Genomic DNA, 571 nt, shown 5'->3' on the forward strand with positions numbered 1-571 from the left:
GACCGCTCCCTTGGGCGCGCCGGCAGGGACCGTGACGCCCTTGGAGGGGTCGGTGACGAAGCACCTGGCTGGGGTGATGACCCAGCTGGGGTCGACGAGGGCGCCGGTGCAGGCGCGCTTGTCGGCGTCGTTGTTGGTGCCGCCGGTGTCTATGTCGAGCTTGGCAGTAAACGAGAAATTAGCTGGAGTTTCACCACTGACGGCGCTCGCTGGGCTGCCGGAGCCGGCGGTCAGTGCGCCTGTGGCGACTGCGGATGCGAGGAGAGCGGCTTTCCACGCGGGACGTGACTTCTTGTTGAACATGTACCTGAGCCTCTGAGAGCGGCCAATATCGTTTCGAATTAGCAGAATTGACAAGACGTCAGCCGGTGATGCGGATCCCGACCACGGACGTAACGGACCCAGTCTCGGTGCCCTCCGCAATGCTCCGGTACTCGCCGGGGGCGATTTTGTAGTCCGTCGGGTCAGTAGCATTCGTGGGCTTCACGTCAGCAGTGAGCGGGTGATCAGCGCTCTCCAGGCCCCACACTCTGTCGACCTCCATGGTCAGGTATCCGGTCTTGCCACTGAC

The 571-nt window shown here is 63.2% G+C and carries 1 protein-coding gene and 1 pseudogene; both read right to left on the minus strand.

Annotated elements, in window-relative coordinates; translation table 11 throughout:
* Positions 1–303 (minus strand): trypsin-like serine protease (locus ABD323_RS44375; RefSeq protein WP_344447654.1); only part of this gene is annotated, 303 nt, incomplete at its 3' end.
* Between the two features lie 58 nt (positions 304–361).
* Positions 362–571: pseudogene (locus ABD323_RS44380) on the minus strand (hypothetical protein); the annotation flags it as partial.

It is taken from the genome of Kitasatospora nipponensis, from assembly GCF_039528135.1.
Lineage (GTDB): Bacteria > Actinomycetota > Actinomycetes > Streptomycetales > Streptomycetaceae > Kitasatospora > Kitasatospora nipponensis.